The sequence below is a fragment of the Sphingomonas guangdongensis genome (genome assembly GCF_900199185.1).
Classification (GTDB): domain Bacteria; phylum Pseudomonadota; class Alphaproteobacteria; order Sphingomonadales; family Sphingomonadaceae; genus Sphingomonas; species Sphingomonas guangdongensis.
Genome location: NZ_OBMI01000003.1, coordinates 624,621 through 640,470, shown reverse-complemented (window position 1 = coordinate 640,470; position 15,850 = coordinate 624,621). Strand labels below are relative to the sequence as shown.

The 15,850-nt window shown below is 64.5% G+C and carries 16 protein-coding genes; 11 read left to right on the top strand and 5 right to left on the bottom strand.

All coding sequences use genetic code 11. The annotated features are described in order from the left end of the window. Positions 1-2: 2 nt before the first annotated feature. The 9 genes from CRO12_RS15230 (at position 3) to copM (ending at position 7,502) form a co-directional block, all read left to right on the top strand. On the top strand, positions 3-689 hold the full coding sequence (locus CRO12_RS15230; RefSeq protein WP_007406853.1) for a ZIP family metal transporter: 687 nt from the start codon (positions 3-5) through the stop codon (positions 687-689). Continuing rightward, complete coding sequence (locus CRO12_RS15225; protein WP_007406859.1) at positions 686-1,294, top strand: cation efflux transmembrane domain-containing protein; 609 nt, start codon at positions 686-688, stop codon at positions 1,292-1,294. The genes CRO12_RS15230 and CRO12_RS15225 overlap by 4 nt, the downstream gene beginning before the upstream one ends. Beyond that, positions 1,291-3,792: a heavy metal translocating P-type ATPase gene (locus CRO12_RS15220; protein ID WP_007406838.1), complete on the top strand. Its 2,502-nt coding sequence runs from the start codon at positions 1,291-1,293 to the stop codon at positions 3,790-3,792. The genes CRO12_RS15225 and CRO12_RS15220 overlap by 4 nt, the downstream gene beginning before the upstream one ends. Next, positions 3,789-4,538, top strand: a complete 750-nt coding sequence (locus CRO12_RS15215; RefSeq protein ID WP_007406852.1) for an HAD-IIB family hydrolase — start codon at positions 3,789-3,791, stop codon at positions 4,536-4,538. The genes CRO12_RS15220 and CRO12_RS15215 overlap by 4 nt, the downstream gene beginning before the upstream one ends. A 113-nt stretch (positions 4,539-4,651) precedes the next feature. Then, on the top strand, positions 4,652-5,107 hold the full coding sequence (locus CRO12_RS15210; RefSeq protein WP_018251228.1) for an MgtC/SapB family protein: 456 nt from the start codon (positions 4,652-4,654) through the stop codon (positions 5,105-5,107). A gap of 98 nt (positions 5,108-5,205) precedes the next feature. After that, positions 5,206-5,583 carry a hypothetical protein gene (locus CRO12_RS15205; protein ID WP_007406863.1) on the top strand — a complete coding sequence of 126 codons (378 nt, stop codon included), beginning with the start codon at positions 5,206-5,208 and terminating at the stop codon, positions 5,581-5,583. 12 nt (positions 5,584-5,595) lie between these two features. After that, positions 5,596-6,204: a DedA family protein gene (locus CRO12_RS15200; RefSeq protein ID WP_007406854.1), complete on the top strand. Its 609-nt coding sequence runs from the start codon at positions 5,596-5,598 to the stop codon at positions 6,202-6,204. A gap of 245 nt (positions 6,205-6,449) precedes the next feature. Continuing rightward, positions 6,450-6,800: a DUF3147 family protein gene (locus tag CRO12_RS15195; protein ID WP_018251229.1), complete on the top strand. Its 351-nt coding sequence runs from the start codon at positions 6,450-6,452 to the stop codon at positions 6,798-6,800. Positions 6,801-7,028: 228 nt separating this feature from the next. Continuing rightward, positions 7,029-7,502, top strand: coding sequence for a CopM family metallochaperone (copM, locus tag CRO12_RS18390; protein ID WP_018251230.1), 474 nt, complete (start codon positions 7,029-7,031; stop codon positions 7,500-7,502). A 418-nt stretch (positions 7,503-7,920) separates the two neighbouring features. On the opposite strand, the gene CRO12_RS15180 is transcribed toward copM, so the two are convergent. The 3 genes from CRO12_RS15180 to CRO12_RS15170 are packed head-to-tail and all read right to left on the bottom strand — an operon-like array spanning position 7,921 to position 13,564. After that, positions 7,921-11,157 carry an efflux RND transporter permease subunit gene (locus CRO12_RS15180; RefSeq protein ID WP_018251231.1) on the bottom strand — a complete coding sequence of 1,079 codons (3,237 nt, stop codon included), beginning with the start codon at positions 11,155-11,157 and terminating at the stop codon, positions 7,921-7,923. Continuing rightward, entirely contained in the window at positions 11,154-12,308 is a 1,155-nt protein-coding gene (locus tag CRO12_RS15175; protein ID WP_007406857.1) for an efflux RND transporter periplasmic adaptor subunit, read from the bottom strand. Before CRO12_RS15175 ends, CRO12_RS15180 begins: the two co-directional genes overlap by 4 nt. Continuing rightward, a complete protein-coding gene (locus CRO12_RS15170) occupies positions 12,305-13,564 on the bottom strand; it encodes a TolC family protein (RefSeq protein ID WP_007406848.1) in 1,260 nt (419 codons plus the stop codon). Before CRO12_RS15170 ends, CRO12_RS15175 begins: the two co-directional genes overlap by 4 nt. Positions 13,565-13,759: 195 nt before the next feature. Here CRO12_RS15170 and CRO12_RS15165 point away from each other — a divergent pair, with 195 nt between their 5' ends. After that, a complete protein-coding gene (locus tag CRO12_RS15165; protein ID WP_043058994.1) occupies positions 13,760-13,972 on the top strand; it encodes a hypothetical protein in 213 nt (70 codons plus the stop codon). A 152-nt stretch (positions 13,973-14,124) separates the two neighbouring features. Here the strand turns inward: CRO12_RS15165 and CRO12_RS15160 are convergent, their stop codons facing one another. Next, a complete protein-coding gene (locus CRO12_RS15160; protein WP_037569978.1) occupies positions 14,125-14,316 on the bottom strand; it encodes a DUF1289 domain-containing protein in 192 nt (63 codons plus the stop codon). Then, positions 14,316-15,440, bottom strand: a complete 1,125-nt coding sequence (locus tag CRO12_RS15155) for a nickel/cobalt efflux transporter (protein WP_007406849.1) — start codon at positions 15,438-15,440, stop codon at positions 14,316-14,318. The genes CRO12_RS15160 and CRO12_RS15155 overlap by 1 nt, the downstream gene beginning before the upstream one ends. Before the next feature lie 137 nt (positions 15,441-15,577). Here CRO12_RS15155 and CRO12_RS15150 point away from each other — a divergent pair, with 137 nt between their 5' ends. Then, positions 15,578-15,847: a metal-sensing transcriptional repressor gene (locus CRO12_RS15150; RefSeq protein ID WP_007406864.1), complete on the top strand. Its 270-nt coding sequence runs from the start codon at positions 15,578-15,580 to the stop codon at positions 15,845-15,847. Positions 15,848-15,850 lie beyond the last annotated feature (3 nt).

Genomic DNA, 15,850 nt, shown 5'->3' with positions numbered 1-15,850 from the left:
ATATGCAGGCACTGCTTTACACGCTTGCGCCTGTGCTGGCGGTCGTAATCGGCGCGATCATCGCGAGCCGCACAAAGTTAAATCCTGGCCTCGTGGCGGGGCTACAGCATCTTGCTGCCGGCGTCGTGTTCGCGGCGGCAGCGACTGAAATCCTGCCGCAGGTCAAGCATGAGGCTTCGCCCAGCGCGACGTTGATCGGCGGGGCGGCGGGCGTCGTAACGATGCTGGGTCTCAAGGCTTTCGAGGCCCGCTTCAAGGGGCCGATGGCGCTGCTCGCCGCGATCGGCATCGACATCCTGGTCGATGGCCTGGTGCTCGGCCTTGCGTTCGTCGCGGGCGAGAAGGCGGGATTTCTGCTGACGATCGCGCTGACACTCGAAGTGCTCTTCCTGGGTCTGACACTGACCAACGAGCTGGCGGAAACCTATCGCTCGCGCCTGCGCATCATCGTGATCGTCTCGGCCTTGGCGCTGCTGCTGCCGATCGGCGCGCTCGCTGCCGTTCCTGTCGCCACGCTCTCGCCGGTAATGGTCGCTGGCTTCCTGAGCTTTGGGCTGATGGCGCTGCTCTACCTCGTCACGGAAGAGCTGCTGGTTGAGGCGCACGAGAAGCCTGACACCCCGCTCATCAGCTCGATGTTCTTCGTAGGGTTCCTCGCCCTCCTGACGCTCGAGGAGATCATGGGATGAATGCGAGCAACGACAACGCGGGCACGCAGGAGCGTCGCACGCTCTGGATCGTGCTGCTGCTGAACGCAGCAATCGCAGCGGGCTTTTTCGTATCCGGCGCGTTCGCCGATTCAAGTGCGCTCATCGCCAACGGCGTCGACAATCTGTCCGACACCGCCGTTTACGCTCTCAGCCTCGTCGCGCTGACCCACGGTAAGACGTGGAAGACGCGCGCCGCGATCGCATCGGGGGTAATGCTGCTGATCTTTGCGGGCGGCATCCTGATCGATGTCGGGCGACGCTATGTGCAGGGGAGCGAGCCGATCGGACCGACCATGATGGTCATGTCGGCGATCGCCGGCGTCGTAAACTACCTCTGCCTGCGGCTGCTCCAGCGGCTCAAGGATCCGGACGTTAACCTACGGGCCGCCACCACCTTCAGCTTCAATGACTTCATTTCCAATGGCGGCATCCTGATCGCGGGCGTGCTGGTGCTGTGGCTGGGCACCAACTGGCCGGACCTTCTGGTCGGCTTCGCTACCGCCATCATCGCCATCAAGGGCGGTGTCGAAATCCTGCGCGACGCGCGCGCCGAAACCAAGAAAAGCGAAAGGAGGTCGTCATGAACGACAAGCTCGAACTCGATATTCCAGTATTGTTGCCGGACCTTCCTGACGCGGCCGACGCTTGCCTGGACCGTCTCGTATCAACCCTGTCAAAGCGCGAAGGCGTCGAGCGGGCGCATGTGATCTGCCTCGACGGCGACACGCCGGCGGCCCTGTGCATCCATTTCGACGCTGCCAAGCTGCCGCTGCCGCGCTTGCGCGAGATGGTGCGCGCCGCGGGCGCCGAAATCACCGAACGCTACGGCCATGCGATCTGGCAGGTGACGGGGATCAGCCACGAGCGTCGGGCGCGCACCGTCAGTGACGCGCTATGCGCGCTGCCGGGCGTGGTGCAGGCGAGTGCCAGTACCAGTGGGTCTGTCCGGGTTGAATATGACCGCCGCGAGACCACCGAAGAGGAGGTGCGTTCGGCGCTTCGCAAGTTGAAGGTCCGGGTGGGCAAGCGGGTCGCCGCCGACGACCATGCCGGCCATGACCATGGTCCCGGTGGGCACGGGGCGGGCGAGGAGAAACACGGTCCTGGCGACGGTCACGACCATAGCCATGCCGATTTTCTTGGTCCCAACACCGAGTTGATCTTTGCGCTCGCTTGCGGCGCGCTGCTGGGAATTGGCTACGCGATCGAGAAGCTGGCCACCGGTGCACCGGACTGGCTGCCGACCGCCTGCTACATCGCAGCCTATTTCTTCGGCGGGTTCTTCACGCTGCGCGAGGCAATCGACAATCTTCGGCTGAAGAAGTTCGAGATCGACACGCTGATGTTGGTTGCTGCCGCCGGCGCCGCTGCGCTGGGCGCATGGGCCGAAGGCGCGCTGCTGCTGTTCCTGTTCAGCCTTGGCCATGCGCTTGAGCATTACGCGATGGGACGCGCCAAGAAGGCGATCGAGGCGCTGGCGAAGCTCGCGCCCGAAACCGCGACCGTGCGACGTGACGGGCAGACCAGCGAAATCCCGGTCGAGGAGATGGTTGTCGGGGATATTGCTATCGTCCGACCAAACGAACGCCTTCCCGCCGATGGTTTCGTCATCACGGGCACGAGCGCGATCAACCAAGCCCCGGTGACCGGCGAGAGCATCCCGGTCGACAAGGTGCCGGTCGCGGACGCGGCAGCCGCCCGCGCCAAGCCCGATGCGGTCGAGGCGGAGAGCCGCGTCTTTGCCGGCACGATCAATGGCGGCGGCGCGATCGAGATCGAGGTGACGCGCCGATCCAACGAGTCCGCGCTCGCCAAGGTGGTGAAGATGGTGAGCGAGGCGGAGACGCAGAAGTCGCCGACGCAGCGCTTCACCGATCGGTTCGAGCGCATCTTCGTGCCCGCCGTCCTGATCCTGTCGGTGCTGCTGCTGTTCGCCTGGGTGGTCATCGACGAGCCGTTCCGCGACAGCTTCTATCGCGCGATGGCGGTACTGGTCGCAGCGAGCCCTTGCGCGCTCGCGATCGCGACGCCGAGCGCGGTCCTGTCCGGCGTCGCGCGCGCGGCACGTGGCGGTGTGCTGGTGAAGGGCGGTGCGCCGCTCGAAAACCTCGGCTCGTTGAAGGCGATCGCCTTCGACAAGACCGGCACGCTGACCGAAGGGCGCCCGCGCATCACCGATGTCGTGCCCGTCGACGGCACCGACGAAGGCGAGCTGCTGTCGCTGGCCGTCGCTGTCGAGGCGCTGAGCGATCACCCGCTGGCCCAAGCGATCGTCAACGACGGCCGCGAACGCCTGAATGGGCGCCCGTTGCCCACCGCTGGCGACCTCAAGAGCCTGACCGGTCGTGGCGTCACCGCGAGCGTGGATGGCGAGACGGTGTGGATCGGCAAGGCCGAGATGTTTGGGGGCGAGGGCATACCGGCGCTGGGGCAGGGGGCGCAGGACGCGATCGCGAAGCTGCGCGAGAACGGCCGCACGACGATGGTCGTCCGCAAGGGAGACCGCGACCTAGGCGCGATCGGCCTGATGGACACGCCCCGCGAAGCGGCCAAGACCGCGCTGCGCCGGCTGCACGAGATGGGTGTGTCGCGGATGATAATGATCTCCGGCGATCACCAGAAGGTCGCCGAAGCGATCGCCAACGATGTCGGAATCGATGAGGCGTGGGGCGACCTCATGCCCGAAGACAAGGTGGCCGCAATCAAGAAGCTTGCCGGCGAGGACAAGGTCGCGATGGTCGGCGACGGCGTGAACGACGCGCCCGCGATGGCGAGCGCCACGGTCGGCATCGCAATGGGCGCGGCGGGGTCGGACGTAGCGCTCGAGACGGCCGACGTAGCGCTGATGGCCGACGACCTGGCGCACTTGCCGTTCGCGGTCGGCCTGAGCCGTCATACGCGCGGCATCATCCGTCAGAACGTGTTCGTCAGCCTGGGCGTCGTCGCCTTCCTCGTGCCTGCCACCATCCTCGGCCTCGGCATCGGGCCAGCGGTGGCGGTCCATGAGGGATCGACACTGCTCGTCGTCATCAACGCGCTCCGGCTGCTCGCCTACCGCGACCCGGCGGGGAACGCGGCATGAAGTGGCTGGTCGCTTTCGACCTCGACGGCACGCTCGCGGAGAGCAAACGCCCGTTATCGGAGGATATGGCCGCGATCATCGCCCGGTTGCTCGCCGTTACCGATGTGGCGGTGATCTCGGGCGGGGACTGGCCACAATTCGAAAAGCAGGTCGCGTCGCGCTTGCCTGCGGACGCAGCGCTCGACCGCCTCTGGTTGATGCCGACCACCGGCACCAAGCTCTATCGCTTCATCGATGGGGCTTGGTGCGTGGTCTATGCCGAGCTGTTCGACGATGCGGAGAAGGCGAAGATCCGCGCGGCCTTCGACCGGGCGCTGGCCGATGCCGGCCTCGCCGATGAACGCATATGGGGCGAGCGGATCGAGGATCGCGGCAGCCAGATTACCTTTTCGGGGCTGGGGCAGGCGGCGCCGCTGAAGGAAAAGGAGGGATGGGACCGGGATCGGAAAAAACGCACTGCATTGCAGGCGACCTTGCGCGCAGTGCTGCCGGGCCTCTCGATCAATCTTGGCGGTACGACATCGATCGACGTGACGAGGGCAGGGGTCGACAAAGGCTACGGCCTGAAGCGCCTGAGCGCCGAAAGCGGCGTGCCGCTCGACGGCATGTTGTTCATCGGCGATGCGATCTTCCCCGGTGGAAATGACTATCCCGCCGTCGAGATCGGCCTCGACACGGTCAGGGTGCGCGACGTTGCGGAAACCGCCGCCGTCGTGGCCGCCATCATCGCATGTCTGCACCGGTAGGTTCGCAGATGTTCACGATCCTCGCCTTAATCACGAGCGCCTTCAAGGCGCTCGGCCCAACATTCGTTTTTAACCTCCGATTTGGAGCGATCGCGTAGAACAGGCAGGCCGGCATGTTTCAAAGCTCATGGTGGGAGATAACCACCCATATCATCAGTCTCGCCGTCGCCTACGCGCTTGCCCTTCCGGTTGGCTGGGATCGCGAGAAGGACGCCCGTAGCGCAGGCATCCGCACATTCCCGTTGGTTGCCATCGCCAGTTGCGGCTTCGTGCTGGTAGGCATCGCGATCCTCGGCCGCACGTCCCCGGCGCAGGCCAGGTTGCTCGAAGGTCTGATTACAGGCGTCGGTTTCATTGGGGGCGGCGCGATCCTGAAGAAGGGTAGCAAAGCCTCGGGTACGGCAACAGCGGCCAGCCTGTGGGCGACTGGCGCGCTCGGGGCGGCCGTCGGCTACGGCCTATACGATATCGCCTTCATCCTGAGCTGCACCACCTTCCTGACCCTGCGCTGTTCTCGTCCGCTCAAGCGCGCTACCAATGGCGACGCCTGTACTCCGGCAAGTCCATGACGACCTCTCAGGCGAGCCGATGGACACATCCAGTGCAAGCCCTCACCCGACGTTGGGCGCCGGCGCGGACTATCCCGGCGCGGGACCGCCAACACCGCTTGCTGCGCTGGGCGACGCTGTTGGAGCGCAATCCTCACCAGATCATCGGCCTGCTGCCTCCCTCTTGGGCAGGCGGTGACGCGCGCGGCCCGATGATCGATCGGCCGAGCGCGATCGATGTCGCATGGGACGATGTGGTGCTGCGTGTGATGGGGCTGGCGGGTCGATCGCGCCGTGAAGCCAAAGCATTCTTCGGGCTGTCGGACGCGGAATTGGATCGAATTGTCGCTGGGTCGTGGCGGTGTCCGATCCGCCCCGCTTGGCAGGTCGCCGCGCGGATCAGGAACGTCGAGTGCCCGCGACTGGAAAACGCGATCGTAGGATCGGTCCTCGCCCTCATCCTCGTGTTCTGCGCCATCTTCTATTGGATCATCTGACGAGGCTGTCTTGTGTTCGACATCATAACATCGATCCTATCGGCACTCGGCGGCTTTGGCGTCTTCCTGCTGATGCTGGCCGAGAACGTCTTTCCGCCGATTCCATCGGAAGTGATCCTGCCCCTTGCGGGCTACACGGCCGCGCAGGGGCGCGGCTCGCTGTGGGTGGTCGTTATCGCTGGCACCCTCGGATCGGCCGCAGGAGCGATCCTATGGTACTATGTCGGGCGCTGGATCGGCATCGATCGGTTGAAGCGCTTTGCTTCTCGCCACGGTCGATGGCTGACGTTGACGGCGGACGAGATCGATCATGTCGATCGCTGGTTCGACCGCTATGGCCGTTGGGCGGTTCTGTTCGGACGAATGGTCCCGGGAGTCCGGACGTTGATTTCGGTGCCAGCAGGGGTCAGCGGAATGCCCCTCGGTCCGTTCCTGCTTTCCACGCTTGCCGGCTCGGCAATATGGACCGTGATCCTCGTGCTAGCCGGCTACGAGCTGGGCGAACGCTATAATCAGGTGGCGAGCGTCATCGAACCGGTCAGCAACGCCGTGCTCTTGCTGGCCGTCATTTGGTATCTCTGGCGGGTCGCGACCTTCGGGCGATCCGGGGATCGCCATTGATGAATGTCAATGGCTCGTCTCCCGTTTTTCCCGCCGGACTTTGGCTTACGGCAGCTTCGATGCTGGTCTTCGTCACGCGCTACGCCAGTGCCCTTGGCCTGGTCCCGCGAGGAACCACGTTCATTCTCATCAAGTGGATCGGGAGGCTTTACCGCATCGGGTTTCGCGCATGGCGTCGCAACGGGGGGAAGTGGCGCTGGGCCGCATCATCAAGATCCACCGCCACAAGGTAAGCGAAGCATCCTATGTACTATCTTGCAGTCAAGGCCATCGTCTCGGGCATACTAATCGCGGCAGCGTCGGAAGTGGCGAAGCGCTATCCCGGGTTCGGAGCGCTGATTGCGTCGCTACCGGTCGTCTCGGTCCTTGGCATGATATGGCTGTGGCACGACCGGCCTGATGCGATGAACATGGCGGCCCATGCGCAGGCGACCTTCTGGTTCGTACTCCCCTCGCTGCCGCTATTCCTACTGATACCAGTCCTTTTGCGTCACGGAATTGGCTTTTGGCCAGCCTTGGCCGCCGGATGCTGCCTGACCGTCCTGCTCTATATCGCGATGGTTCTCGCACTCCGGCGCTTTGGCATCGCTTTGTGATTTCCATGAACAACGAGCGGGTGAACAGAATGACAAACCTCAAGGAACGCGCGCTCATTGCCGCTGTCGCGACCATCGCTCTGACTGGATGCGGACTGATTAAACCACGGGATGCTGGCTATTTCCGTTTCCACGCGGAAGAGGCGAGGCTGGTTGTCACCCGCTGCGAGCGGGGCCAGGAAACCGGCAGCGACTGCGAGGCCGCGGCCCAGGCCGTGGCCGAGCTCGATGCGGCTGCGCGCCGGCAACCTCCGGCCAGAGCCGGACGCCAGCGCGGACATGATGCTACACTGGAGAAGGAACGTGATGATCGGAATTAACGGCACGCTCGCGCTGATGGTCGCAACGGCCGCTGGACTGACGCCACCTGCTGCGAGCGCACAGCACGCTCAACACGGTACGAGCGTGACCCGGGGAGCTGATGCGGGAAAGCGGGCCGACACGCCCGCAACCAGAGCCTACCGGGCCGCGAACGCCAAGATGCATGGCGCTATGGACGTGGCCTTCACTGGTGATGCCGACGCCGACTTCATGCGCGCGATGATCCCCCATCATGAAGGCGCGATCGCGATGGCCGAGATAGAATTGAGGTACGGGCGCGATCCCGCTGTTCGCCGGCTTGCAGCCGAAGTAGTGGCGACGCAGCGGCGCGAGATCGCCGAGATGCGGGCGTGGCTTGCCCGGCGCGAAACCCGCAAGTAGCGGCCCGAAGCCTTACCGCCGTCAATGATGGCGGCGGTAATGCCTCGGACGGGAATGACGATCATAGTGCCGATCGCGCACGTAGTGGCGAGACTGGTATCGCGGAGAGTCGGCATAATAGCCGCCACCATAATAGGGCTGCGCATAGCCATAGCCGTGATTTGACACGACCACACGTCCATGTCCGCCGTAGCTACCATGACCTGTGGAATGACGGCCACCATGGTGCTGCGCCATCGCAGTACCAGGGACCAACGAAGCCAGCAGCCCCGCTGCAATCCAAAATGTCTTACGCATGTCTACTCTCCTACCATCGGACGATAGGATCGAACGACGGCGTATTTGATATTAGGGCTTCTACTTGAACCGACACTGAACTTGATGCCGGTCAACGATACCAGAACGTGCGCATGTAGACTCAAATCTGGGCCTTTGTGGTGCCGACAGTCGAACCTTGTGCCTTTGAGCCTCTCAATCGCATGGACAACGCTGTGATGGCTGGCAGGACAAGAAGGGTCAGGATTGTCGATGTTATAAGCCCCCCGATGACGACCGTTGCGAGTGGGCGTTGCACTTCTGCTCCTGTGCCGGTCGCAAGCGCCATCGGCACGAAGCCAAGAGACGCGACCAGCGCGGTCATCAGCACCGGACGGACGCGCTCCATTGCGCCGCCCACGATCGCATCGTCGTCGGCCGCACCGTCTTCGCGATACTTTCCGATCGCACTCATCATCACGAGGCCGTTGAGGACGGCAACGCCCGATAGGGCTATGAACCCGACCGCTGCGGTGATCGAGAAGGGGATACCGCGCAGCAGCAGCGCAAACACGCCCCCTGCGAGCGCCATCGGCACCGCCGAGAACACGATCGCCGCCGACACGAAGCTGCCGAGCGCCATGTAGAGCAGGGCATAGATCGCGATAAAGCAGATCGGCACGACGATCAGCAGGCGCAACCGAGCCGATTGCAGGCTCTCGAAGGTGCCGCCCCACTCAGTATACATGCCGGCGGGAAGCTGCATCTGGCCGATCCTCGCCTGTGCTTCGTCGACGAACCCGCCAAGATCGCGCCCGCGGACGTTGATCTGCACGACCACCATCCGCTTGCCATTCTCGCGACTAACCTGGTTCAACCCCTGCGTGTAGTTGAACCGGGCGACCTGGCTGAGCGGGATCGAGCGCGCCACCTGACCCTCGGCAGTGGGCAGCATCACCGGGATCGACCCCAGTGTCTCAAGGTCATCCCGTTGCGCATCGGGGAGGCGGACCACGACGTCGAACCGCCGGTCTCCCTCGAACAACAACCCGGCCTCGCGCCCGCCAAGCGCAGCCGAGACCGTGTTCGCCACCTCCTCAACCGACAGGCCATAACGGCCCGCCGCTTGCCGATCGATCTGCACGTCGAAGGTCGGCGCGCCGGACGTCTGTTCGGCACTCACGTCACCAGCGCCCGGGATGGTGCGCATGACGGAAGCGATGCGCCGCGCCTGTTCGCTCATCGCGTCGAGGTCATCGCCGTAGAGTTTGATCGCGACGTCGGCGCGAACGCCGGCGATCAGCTCGTTGAAGCGCATCTGGATCGGTTGCTGAATCTCTGTTCGGTTGCCGATCAGCGGTTTCATCCGCTCCTCGATGCGGCGAAGGATGTCCTCCTTGCTCTTAACCTCCGCCGGCCACTCGTCCTCTGGCTTTGGAATCACATAGGTATCCGACGCATTGGGCGGCATCGGATCGGTGCCGAGATCGGCGTTGCCGTTCTTAGAGAAGACCAGCGCCACCTCCGGCAGCGTCTTCAATGCATTCTCGATCTGAAGCTGCATCTGTGTCGACTGATCGATCGACGCCGATGGCACGCGGAAGTTGGTGACGGTTATGTCCTTCTCGTCGAGCTGCGGCATGAACTCCTCGCCGAGCAAGCCAAAGCTCAGCACTGCCGCGACGAACACGCCGACACCGCCCAGAATGAAGGGCATCGGCCGAGCTACGCCCCTGCCCAGCACGGGGGCGTAGCGTTCCTTGAACCAGCGGATCGGCTTCACTTCCGTCTCGCTGACCCGGCCCTTGACGACGATCGCGATCATCGCGGGAACGAAGGTCAGCGACAGGACGAAAGCGGAGGCGAGCGCCACCATCAACGTGATCGCCATCGGCGCGAACGTCTTGCCCTCAACGCCCTGGAAGGTGAGCAGCGGCACGAAGACGAGGAAGATGATGAGCTGACCATAAACGGTCGGCCGCACCATCTCCTTGGCCGCGAGTGTCGTTTCCTCCATCCGCTCGTCGCGGGTGAGAAGCCGGCCTTCATGCTCCTGGCGCTCGGCGAGGCGGCGAAGCGCATTCTCGACGATGATGACGGCGCCGTCGACGATCAGCCCGAAGTCGAGCGCTCCAAGGCTCATCAGGTTGCCCGATACGCCCAGCCCGTTCATGCCGGCGGCCGTCATCAGCATAGTGATCGGGATGACCGCAGCGGTGATGAGCGCGGCGCGGATGTTGCCGAGCAGCAGGAACAGCACGACGATGACGAGCAGCGCGCCTTCTGTGAGGTTCTTTTCGACCGTCGCGATCGTCGCGTTGACCAGCTTGGACCGGTTGTAGACCGGCTCGGCGAACACGTCGGGCGGCAGCGCCTTGTTGATCTGCGTCAGCTTCTCGGCGGCATCGGTCGCGACGATGCGGCTGTTGTCGCCCACCAGCATCAGCACGGTCGAGATGACCGCTTCCGATCCCATGCGACTGCCGGATCCGGTGCGGACCGCACCGCCGATCACGACCTGGCCCACGTCCTTGACGCGGATGGGAACGCCGTTCCGGGTTGCCACGACGGCTTCCTGAATGTCATCGATCGATTTGAGGCGAGCATCGGCGCGGACAAGGAAGCTCTCGCCGGCACGGCGGACGTAATTGGAGCCGGCAGAGAGATTGGCCCGCTCCATCGCGTCCGCCAACTCCGTCACCGACAGCCCATAGCTAACGAGCGCGTTCAGGTTTGGCTCGATCAGATATTGCTTCACATAGCCGCCGTTGGAATCAACCCCGGCGACGCCGCGCACGGCGCGCATCTGTGGGCGGATGATCCAATCCTGCACCGTGCGGAGATATGCCGCCTTCGCCAGCTCGGTGGTCAGGCGTTCGCCCTCGGGCGTGAGATAGCTGCCGTCCGACTGCCAGCCCGGCTTCCCATCGACCGTCTTCAAGCCCTTGCCGTCGGGGTGACGGAAGGCGACCGAATAGAAGAAAATCTCGCCGAGCCCGGTGCTGAGCGGTGCTAGGATCGGCTGCGCGTTGGAAGGCAGGCTGTCGCGCGATTGTGCGAGCCGTTCCGTCACCTGCTGGCGCGCGAAGTAAATGTCGGTGCGGTCGGTGAAGACCGCCGTTACCTGGCTGAAGCCGTTGCGCGAGATGGAGCGGGTCATCTCAAGCCCTGGGATTCCGGCCAGCGCCGTTTCCACCGGGAACGTCACCTGCTTTTCGATGTCGACCGGCCCAAGCGTCGGGGCGAATGTGCTGATCTGGACCTGTCGGTTGGTGACGTCGGGCACAGCGTCAATCGGCAGCTTGGTGATCTGCCATAAACCAAAGCCAATGACGACGAGGGTCAGGACGGCGACAAGCCATCGCATCCGGACCGAAAGGGAGAGGATGCGGCCGATCATTCCGCCGACTCCTTCTCGATCTCCGCTTTGAGGAGAAAAGCGTTGGTGGTGGCGATCTGCGTGCCGGCGGCGAGGCCGCCGGTGATCGCCACCATCCCGCCTGATCGGCTGCCGACCTGAACCGGCTGTGCGCGGAAGCCTTGGCCGGTGCGGACGAACACTACGGTATCGCTGCCAAGCGTCTGCACCGCGTCTTGCGGCACCATCACGCCACTCTTGGCGGCCCCGCCGCTGGCGAGGATACGAGCCTGCACAAGCTGGCCCGGGGCGAGTGTGCTGCCGCCAGAGGTCGGCGTGATGACGACGGTCGCGGTCCGCGATTGCGGATCGACGACGCCGGTCGACGAACGTACGCGGCCCTCGATCTTGCGGCCATCGGTGGTGGTCAACTCCACCCTGTCACCTTCTCGGACCCGGCCTGCATCGGCGGGGGGAACGCTAGCCGTGATCTGAAGCCGGCGCGGGTCGGCGACGCGGAACAGCTCGGTTTCAGCCGCGACGAACTGGCCGAGATTGGCACCAGCATTGGTGACGCGCCCCGAGACGGGGCTGACGACCGCAACCGATCGGCCGTCACCTGATACGCGGGCAGCGCCTGCGGCGGCGCTAGCGCGCCGGGCATCGGCCTGGGCGACCGCCAGATTGGCTTGTGCGGCTTCATAGTCAGCGCGGGGGGTGACGCCCTGGGCAAGCAAACCGCGTTCGCGTTCGAGCTGGCGAGCGGCGAGAGTGACGCGCGCGGACGCGGCCGAGCGATCGGCTGCGATCTGCGAAGCATCGCGGCTCTCGACCAGAGCGAGCGTCTGGCCGGCTCGCACAAGATCGCCGATGCGGACCATGATACGGCTGACCGTGCCCGGTGCGCGCGCGGTCAGCACCGCCTCGGCGTCGGGCGTCGCCTCGACCGTAGCGGAGGCAAGGATCGCGGCGTCCAGCTCGCCGGAGGCCGCCGGGGCTACAGTGATCTGCGATGCCGAAAGTGCCTGCTGCGTCATCGCGACCGTGTTCGACGGCTTGGCTGGCGCTGCGGCCTCCGTAGGAGCAGGGGCAGGGGCGGGCGATTGGGTGAGGCGCGCAGCGCCGAATCCAAGCGCGGCGGCAGCGACCAGGCCAATGGCGGCGCCGGTGTAGAGGCGAGTTTTATCGGTCATTGCACCGCTTCTCCGGTGATGGTGAGGCCCTGCAGACGGGCGAGATTGGCGCGGGCGTCGAGGCGCGCTGCGGCGGCATCGAGGATGAGGCCGCGGGCGACTCCGAGATTTTGACGTGCGGCGAGCAGTTCGATCAGCGGGCTTTTACCTGCCTCGTAAGCGATGCGGGCGAGGCGGTAGCCTTCTTCGGCGGTTGTCAAAGTCCGCTGCGCGGCAGCGGCACGAGCGTCGGCTGCCTCGACCAGCGCTAGACCGGCGCGTGTCCCGGCCTCGGCTTCGAGCCGGGCCGCGGCGGCGCGCGCTTCTGCTCCTTGCAGCTCAGCGCGTGCCGCCGCGATGTTGCCCTGGTTGCGATCGAAGAAGGGGAGCGGGACCGATATGCCGGCGACTAGGGCAGGGCCGCTCGCGACGCGGAGTTGACGCACTCCAAGCTGCGCAGTGACGTTCGGAATGGCGAGGCGCTGTTGCACCGTCACCGCCCGCGCAGCGGCGTCTTGTTCGGCTTCCGCGACCCGCACCGTCGTCGCCTGCATCGCGTCAATGGGACCGAAAGCCGGCTTGGCATCGAGCCGATCGAGGAGTGACTCCGAAAGACCGGTGAAGGGGGTGGTCATACCGGCGAGCGCCGAAAGACGTGCCAGCGCGACCGTCTTGAAAGCGCGCGCGTTTTCGAGGTCGGCCTGAAGCGTGTTCAGTTCGGTTTCGGCCTGCACTTGCCGGAGACGGGCTTCCTTGCCGGCGCCGACCAAAGCGCGGGCAACCCTCAAGACATCGGTCGCCTGTTTAACCTCTTCTTCGGCGATGGTGATGCGACGATCGGCGATTTCGGCACCAGCATAAGCGCGCGCCAGCTCAGTCGCAAAGACGAGACGGCCGTCACGATCGCGCGCCTTTGCCGCAACGATCCCGGCTTCACCGGCGGCGATCCGAGCGGATCGCTTGCCGCCCAGTTCGACAGGCTGATCGACCTGGAAAGTCGTCTGTTGTTGATTGCGCGCATTGCGATCGTGGTCGCCCACGAAATTCTCTGCATAGACATTGATCGAGGGGTTCGGTCGGGCGCGCGCTTGTAATGCCAAGCCGCGTGCTCGGGCGACGTCTGCTTCTAGCGCCAGGACGCGCGGCACATCACGCGTCTGATTTAGAAGCTGTGCAAAGGGGGGTGCGGTCTGCGACCACGCCGCACCTACGGGCGATAGCGCCGCAAAGGCGCCGGTCAGCGCAACGGTGCGCGACCGGCGAAAACTGCCGTTCATAGTGCATGATCCTCTAGGGTAGTCAGTCGACGCGCGCGGCGTCGGCGAGACTCAACCGCGAGGCGGACGCAGAAGCTTAGATGGGTCGATCCCGCTGGGGAGCGATGGAGTTAATATCGACCACACGCGAGCGGCGACGATGGCCGCAACCGGCGCAGCCCTCGCGCCATCGAAAGCAACCCAGTGGCCTGCGGCGTGGGCAAGAAGGTGAGCTGGCCCGTCGCCGTCGGCCTGCTTTGCCGGAGCCTGATCGTCATGATCGATCATAACCGCATGGTCGTGATCGTCATCAGAATGGGTATCGACCATGGCGACTTGAACCGGGCCGTGATCGTGAACCATGGCGCTATGCCATCCCGATACTGCGACAAGCCCGAGGACAGCGGCCAGCGCCAACACGACTCCTAGGATCGCAACAGAGGAACGCTGCACCGCCATCATTTGCAGCGTAAGCCGACGCAAAAAACGGGGCAAGGAAATCACTTGCCGGTCAATTCGAGCGTTCACGCTATTTCAGCCTGCTCGACATTATACCAGCGCCTTGGCGGCGAGACACGACATCAGGACGTGCCCCCCTTTGCGGAACGGTCGGTCAGCTTTGCCAAGCGGTGTGGCAGGTCGCTCATGACGCGGCGTGCATCACCAGGTCGCAGGTTACGCCAACGCCGGACCTCGTCGCGCGTGCGGCCACACCCCCGGCACCATCCGGTGCGGGCATCGAAACCACATAGATCGACGCAAGGCGATCGCATCAGATCGCGCCGATCCGACTGAGGCCTTGCAAGCCGGAATAGGCCATGTAGCCCGCGATCACGAGCATCAGGCCCGCCGACGCATAAGGCGCCTTGCGCGCGAAGTCGCCGAACCCTGACCAGCGCTTGCGGATGTGCGTGACGCTGAGCGATGCGATGACGCCGGCGCTGACCATCGTCACGGCAAGGCCGACGCTGAACGCGCTCACCAGCACGACACCGAGCGCGAGACGCTTGAGCTGGAGGCAGAGCAGGAGGACGGTGACGGCTGCGGGGCAGGGGATCAGCCCGCCCGTCAGGCCGAACAGCGCGATCTGGCCGGTCGTTACCTGACGATCGGCGAACCGGCGGCTGATATCGGCGGCGTGGGCGCGCTCATGCGCGTTCATGTAGGCATCGTCGCCCGTGACCTTCAGTCCATCATGCCCGTGGCCGTGATCGTGCCCGTGTTCGGCGAATGTGAGGTCGTAGTCATGGCTGTGGCCGCCGTGGCCCAGCGAGACGCGCGCGTTGAAGGCGTGCGGTTCCGGGATCTCCTCGACGCTTTCGATGTAATCGCCCCGATCGACGAAGCGGAATGTCTGCGAACGGCCTTCGCCGCGATCCGTTGTGAGGATAACATCCGCCGCTTTCCAGCCACCCTTGGCAAAGCTCGCCCGCCAGCGCGGCGGCACGCCATCCTCGAAAATCTCCAGACGCATCATGCCGTGGCCGGTGTCGATCGTGCGGATCTCGTCCTCGCCGTGATGGTGGTGGTGATCGTGCGCGGCTTCGGCCTTCTGATCGGCACGCGTGCGCCAAATCATCCATAGACCGATGCCAAGAACGATGACGGCCGAGCCGAGCAGGAGGTAAGGCTCGGTCGTTTCGGTGTTGATGCCGCGCCCGAGATATTGCCCGCCAAGCGCGATGCCCCACACGATCGCGGTGTGCGAAAGCGCCGCGCACAGGCCGAGCAGGACGGCTTGGCCAACAGTGCCACGCACTGCGATAATAAACGCAGCCATCATGGTCTTGGAATGGCCGGGCTCCAGCCCGTGCAGCGCACCGAGCAGCAGCGCGGTCGGGATGAACAGCCAGAGATTGGAGCTGCCCTGTTGAACGAGTTCGGCGAAAGAGGTCATGGTGCGTCCCGGCAAGCCCGGCGGTCGCGACCGATCGGACGTGAAGTTCGGGCAGGTCCATATCCCCCCATGGGGATAGAGTCTATCCCCCCGGGGGGTTGCTCGACAAAGTTCGTCCGTTTGTCTTATAGGGTGACATGGCCCATTACGATCATTCCAATCATCCCGCGATCATCAAGCGGCTCAACCGTGCGACCGGGCACCTGAAAAGCATCGTCGGGATGATCGAAGAGCAACGGCCGTGCGTCGATATCGCGCAGCAGCTTCAGGCGGTGGAGAACGCGATCGCCAGCGCCAAGCGCGCGCTCATCAACGATCATATCGATCACTGCTTGGTTCACGCCGAAGAGGGCGAGGGGACAAAGGTGGCGGTGGAGCAGTTCCGGGCGATATCCAAATACTGGTGATCG

Excerpts from the sequence above, each read along its gene's own strand:
- CRO12_RS15230 (WP_007406853.1), top strand. The coding sequence starts at position 3 with ATGCAGGCACTGCTTTACACGCTTGCGCCTGTGCTGGCGGTCGTAATC.
- CRO12_RS15225 (WP_007406859.1), top strand. The coding sequence starts at position 686 with ATGAATGCGAGCAACGACAACGCGGGCACGCAGGAGCGTCGCACGCTC.
- CRO12_RS15220 (WP_007406838.1), top strand. The coding sequence starts at position 1,291 with ATGAACGACAAGCTCGAACTCGATATTCCAGTATTGTTGCCGGACCTT.
- CRO12_RS15215 (WP_007406852.1), top strand. The coding sequence starts at position 3,789 with ATGAAGTGGCTGGTCGCTTTCGACCTCGACGGCACGCTCGCGGAGAGC.
- CRO12_RS15210 (WP_018251228.1), top strand. The coding sequence starts at position 4,652 with ATGTTTCAAAGCTCATGGTGGGAGATAACCACCCATATCATCAGTCTC.
- CRO12_RS15195 (WP_018251229.1), top strand. The coding sequence starts at position 6,450 with ATGTACTATCTTGCAGTCAAGGCCATCGTCTCGGGCATACTAATCGCG.
- copM (WP_018251230.1), top strand. The coding sequence starts at position 7,029 with ATGCGGCTGCGCGCCGGCAACCTCCGGCCAGAGCCGGACGCCAGCGCG.
- CRO12_RS15180 (WP_018251231.1), bottom strand. The coding sequence starts at position 11,157 with ATGATCGGCCGCATCCTCTCCCTTTCGGTCCGGATGCGATGGCTTGTC.
- CRO12_RS15175 (WP_007406857.1), bottom strand. The coding sequence starts at position 12,308 with ATGACCGATAAAACTCGCCTCTACACCGGCGCCGCCATTGGCCTGGTC.
- CRO12_RS15170 (WP_007406848.1), bottom strand. The coding sequence starts at position 13,564 with ATGAACGGCAGTTTTCGCCGGTCGCGCACCGTTGCGCTGACCGGCGCC.
- CRO12_RS15160 (WP_037569978.1), bottom strand. The coding sequence starts at position 14,316 with ATGCGATCGCCTTGCGTCGATCTATGTGGTTTCGATGCCCGCACCGGA.
- CRO12_RS15155 (WP_007406849.1), bottom strand. The coding sequence starts at position 15,440 with ATGACCTCTTTCGCCGAACTCGTTCAACAGGGCAGCTCCAATCTCTGG.
- CRO12_RS15150 (WP_007406864.1), top strand. The coding sequence starts at position 15,578 with ATGGCCCATTACGATCATTCCAATCATCCCGCGATCATCAAGCGGCTC.